A 4,436-nucleotide genomic window follows, 5' to 3' on the forward strand; every position below is an offset into this window, starting at 1 on the left:
CGCCGTACCGCTCGGCGCCAGGGCGGTCGACCACGTCAACGACAAGATCGACGCGGCCAGGCTCTCCGGCCGTACGGTCACCGTCTGGCTCCTGGACGGCACCACGGGGACGTACCTCGGCATCGTCCTCGCCGTGCTGCTGCTCTTCGGCGTCGTCTACGAGGTGCTGCCCACGGTCAAGTGGGGCCGCACCCTGGGCAAGAAGCTGTGCGGTCTGGAGGTGCGGGACATCGAGGCCCACGAGCCCCCGGCCTTCGGGTCCGCCCTGCGCCGCTGGCTCGTCTACAGCGTCCCCGGCCTGCTCGGCGTCGGCCTCGTGGGCGTGGTGTGGTGCCTGTTCGACCGGCCGTGGCACCAGTGCTGGCACGACAAGGCGGCGCACACGTTCGTGGCCGGCTGACCGGACCGGCGCGGGCCGCCCCGGCCGGACGACCAAGGTCATCCGTACGGCCCGTCCCAGGTGCGGGGCGGGCCCGCTCGCGGTGCACTCGGCGCATGAGCACCGAACCGCCCCACGGCTCCGAACCTCCCCACGGCTCCGGGCCGCCGCCACCGCCCCCCGGCGGGCCGCCGCCACCCCCCGGCGGCGGTCCCGAGGGCGGGGGGCCGTACGGCGGAGGCCAGGGCGGAGGCCCGTACGGCCCCGGCGGGCCCCCCGGCGGCGGAGGCGGGCCCCACGGCGGTGGGCCCTACGGCGGTGGACCCTACGGGGGTGGGCCGTACCCCGGCGATCCCCTCGCCGGCATGCCCCCGCTCGCCGACAGCGGCAAGCGCACCCTCGCCCGGATCGTCGACCTGATCCTGGTGGGGATCGTCGTCGCGCTGATCACCTGGGCGCTGCGGGTCAACGAGTACGCGGTGAACGCCGAGAGCGTGCAGGTCGGGAAGTCCGTGGCGCAGTCGGTCGTCGGGGTGGTGCTCTACATGGCCTACGACACCTTCATGATCGCCAGATCCGGGCAGACCCTCGGCAAGAAGTGGCTCAACCTGCGCGTGGCCAACCTGGCCGACGGCTCCACCCCGTCCGTCCCGACCGCGCTGGCCCGCGCCGCGGTGCTGTGGATCCCGTGCTGGTTCTGCTGCGCCTGCCTCTGGCTGGTGATCTCCGGCGGCTGGAGCTTCTTCGACCGGCCCTACAAGCAGGGCCTGCACGACAAGGCGGCCAGGACGGTGGTGGTCAGCACCGGTTGACGCCGGCCCGACGTGAAGACCGGGGTGAAGGCCGGAGTGAGGACCGGAGTGAGGACCGGGGCGGAGCCCGAAGCGGGCAGGGTCAGGAGGCCGTCCGCCCCCGTGCCGGCTCCATCCCCGCCGAGACCGGCTCNCCCGCCGCACCGGCGCCCGCGGAGTCGTCCGCCCGGCGGCCGGCCTCACCGTACGTGCCTTCGGCAGCGGTGCCGTCATGGCGACCAGGAGGCCCAGCGCGAGCGCCGACACGGCGATGACGACCACCCCCGGGCCCGAACTCGTCCGGGACAGCAGCAACATGGCGAGCGTCGAGAAGATCACGGTGCAGGAGCCGTAGACGAGCTGTGCGGCGGTCGGACGAGGCATGGCAATCGGGTCCTCGAAAGTGGGGGTCTCCCCCCGTGCCTCTCGCTTGGGGGAGGATGCGGACAGGGAACTGCGGGTGTGACAAGGATGTCGGCCTGGTTTTCCACCGGCTTCCGGGCGTTCCGCCGGCCGACTCTACCGGCTGTGTGCCCGAGTGGAACCGTCGGTAAGCATGGCCTGACCCGCGGTGCCGGTGCACAGGGGGCGCACGGAGTCATACGGCCCACGAAGTGCATGGATTCGCGCGCCCGTTCGGGACCTGTTCCGGTGTACGGCCCCTCCGGTTCGCCGCCGTCCCCGCGTTCGCAAAGCGGACGGGCGCTCCGCATAGTGCAGTTGACCTGTTCAAGTCAAGGTCTGTATTTTCTCGGCAACCTCTAGTCAAATGACGTCACTTGACTACACGCGTTGCTCGCGCGCGGACCTTCCCTTGTTCCCAGGTTCCCCTTCCGCGTGCACGAACGCGTCAGGGGAGGACATCAAGTGACCAGCAGAACCTGGACGTTCAGAACAGCCGCGATCGGTGTCGCGCTCGCGGCGGCCACCGCCACGTTCTCGACGTCCGCCGTCGCGGAGGCCGCCACGACGGCCGGCCCCGCCTCCGTGGACCGGCACGACCCGCAGCCGGTCGAGCAGCACGCGCACGACCTGGACGGCCCGCTGAGCAAGACCCAGAGGGCCCAGCGCCAGGAGGCCCTGGACCAGCTCATCTCCGGCAAGGCCAAGGCCCAGAACCGGCACGGTTCGAAGGTCGTCGAGCTCAAGGGCAAGAAGGGCGACACCAAGTACGTCGAGCTGGGCCGGGAGAAGACCGACAAGATCTTCACCATCCTGGTCGAGTTCGGCGACAAGACCGACCCGAGGTACGGCGGCACGCCCGGCCCGCTGCACAACCGGATAGCCCAGCCGGACCGCAAGAAGGACAACAGCACGGACTGGAAGAAGGACTACAACCGGAAGCACTACCAGGACCTGTACTTCGGCACCGGCAACAACGTCGAGTCGGTCAAGAAGTACTACGAGACCCAGTCCTCGGGCCGCTACTCGGTCGACGGCGAGGTCTCCGACTGGGTCAAGGTCCCCTACAACGAGGCCCGTTACGGCTCCAACAAGTGTGACCCCGACAACTGCGCCTGGTACGTGGTGCAGGACGGCGTCACCGCCTGGGTCGAGCAGCAGAAGGCGGCCGGCAAGACCGACGCCGAGATCCGGGCCAAGCTCGCCGAGTACGACCAGTGGGACCGCTACGACCACGACGGCGACGGCGACTTCAACGAGCCGGACGGCTACATCGACCACTTCCAGATCGTGCACGCCGGTGAGGACGAGTCCGCCGGCGGCGGCGCCCAGGGCACCGACGCGATCTGGGCCCACCGCTGGTACGCCTTCGGCACCGACGCCGGCGCCACCGGCCCCGAGTTCAACAAGCTCGGCGGCGCGCAGATCGGCGACACCGGCATCTGGGTCGGCGACTACACCATCCAGCCGGAGAACGGCGGCCTCGGCGTCTTCGCCCACGAGTACGGCCACGACCTCGGCCTGCCGGACGCGTACGACACCGCGGGCGGCGAGAACTCCACCGGCTTCTGGACGCTGATGTCCTCCGGTTCCTGGCTCGGCCGCGGCAAGGACGCCATCGGCGACCTGCCGGGCGACATGAACGCCTGGGACAAGCTGCAACTGGGCTGGCTGAACTACGACACCGCCAAGGCCGGCGTGAAGTCCGCGCACAAGCTGGGGCTGTCCGAGTACAACACCAAGCACCGGCAGGCCGTGGTGGTCTCGCTGCCCGACAAGCCGGTCACCACCACCGTCGTCACCCCGGCCCAGGGCGCCACGCAGTGGTGGAGCGGCAGCGCCAACAACCTGAGGAACACGCTGACCCGATCCGTGGACCTCACCGGCAAGTCGTCGGCCGCGCTCACCCTCGACGGGTGGTACGACATCGAGGCCAACTACGACTTCCTCTACGCCGAGGTCTCCACCGACGGCGGCGCCAACTTCACCGCGCTGGACGGCACGGCGGACGGCCGGCCGATCCCGCGCGACGGCAGCGACAAGCCGGCGCTGACCGGCTCGGTCGACGGCTGGAAGAAGCTGTCGTACTCCCTCGACGCCTACGCGGGCCAGAAGATCCAGCTCCGCTTCCGCTACCAGACCGACGGCGGCGTGGCGCTCAGGGGCTTCGCGGCCGACCGGATCACGCTGACCGCGGACGGCGCGGTGCTCTTCGCGGACGACGCCGAGAGCGCGGACCCGGCGTGGACGGCGAACGGCTTCTCCCGGATCGGCGCGTCCTTCACCAAGGACTACAAGCAGTACTACATCGCCGAGAACCGGCAGTACGTGTCGTACGACACCACGCTGAAGACGGGCCCGTACAACTTCGGCTTCCTCGACACCGGCCGTCCGGACTGGGTGGAGCACTTCCCGTACCAGAACGGCCTGCTGATCTGGAAGTGGGACACCTCCCAGGTCGACAACAACACCAGCAGGCACCCGGGCACCGGTCTGATCCTGCCGGTCGACTCGCACCCGGCCGCGCTGAAGTGGTCCGACGGCACGCTGATGCGCAACCGCATCCAGACCTACGACTCGACGTTCAGCACGTACGGCACGGACGGCATCACGCTGCACAAGGCGGGCGTGGCCACGAAGATCAAGTCGTCGAAGGGCGTGCCGGTCTTCAACGACCACACCGACACCTACTGGGACCCCGCGAACCCGGGCGGCAGTGTGAAGGTCACTGACACCAACACCAAGATCAAGATCACCAAGGAGGCCAAGGACGGCTCCACGATCGAGCTCGAGGTCGGCGGCGCGGTGAAGTAGTCGGTATTTCCGCAGGTCAAACGCGTATCGGCGGCAACCCCTTGGCGGGT

At 69.7% G+C, this 4,436-nt stretch carries 3 protein-coding genes and 1 pseudogene; 3 read left to right on the plus strand and 1 reads right to left on the minus strand.

Going from position 1 to position 4,436, the window contains the following annotated elements:
- Nucleotides 1-400, plus strand: a 400-nt coding sequence (locus RH94_RS42135; protein WP_079188883.1) for an RDD family protein, incomplete at its 5' end; no start/stop codon positions are given.
- Nucleotides 401-495: 95 nt separating this feature from the next.
- Nucleotides 496-1,191 (plus strand): RDD family protein, encoded by a 696-nt coding sequence (locus RH94_RS03340; RefSeq protein WP_073946162.1) that lies wholly within the window; start codon nt 496-498, stop codon nt 1,189-1,191.
- 134 nt (nt 1,192-1,325) lie between these two features.
- On the opposite strand, the pseudogene RH94_RS42140 reads toward RH94_RS03340, so the two are convergent.
- A pseudogene (locus tag RH94_RS42140) lies at nt 1,326-1,554 on the minus strand (hypothetical protein); the annotation flags it as partial.
- A 483-nt stretch (nt 1,555-2,037) separates the two neighbouring features.
- Here RH94_RS42140 and RH94_RS03350 point away from each other — a divergent pair.
- The gene (locus RH94_RS03350) at nt 2,038-4,386 is read left to right on the plus strand and encodes an immune inhibitor A domain-containing protein (protein WP_073946163.1); all 2,349 of its coding nucleotides are present in this window, start codon (nt 2,038-2,040) and stop codon (nt 4,384-4,386) included.
- The last annotated feature ends 50 nt before the right edge of the window (nt 4,387-4,436 follow it).

It is taken from the genome of Streptomyces kebangsaanensis, assembly GCF_001906585.1.
GTDB lineage: Bacteria > Actinomycetota > Actinomycetes > Streptomycetales > Streptomycetaceae > Streptomyces > Streptomyces kebangsaanensis.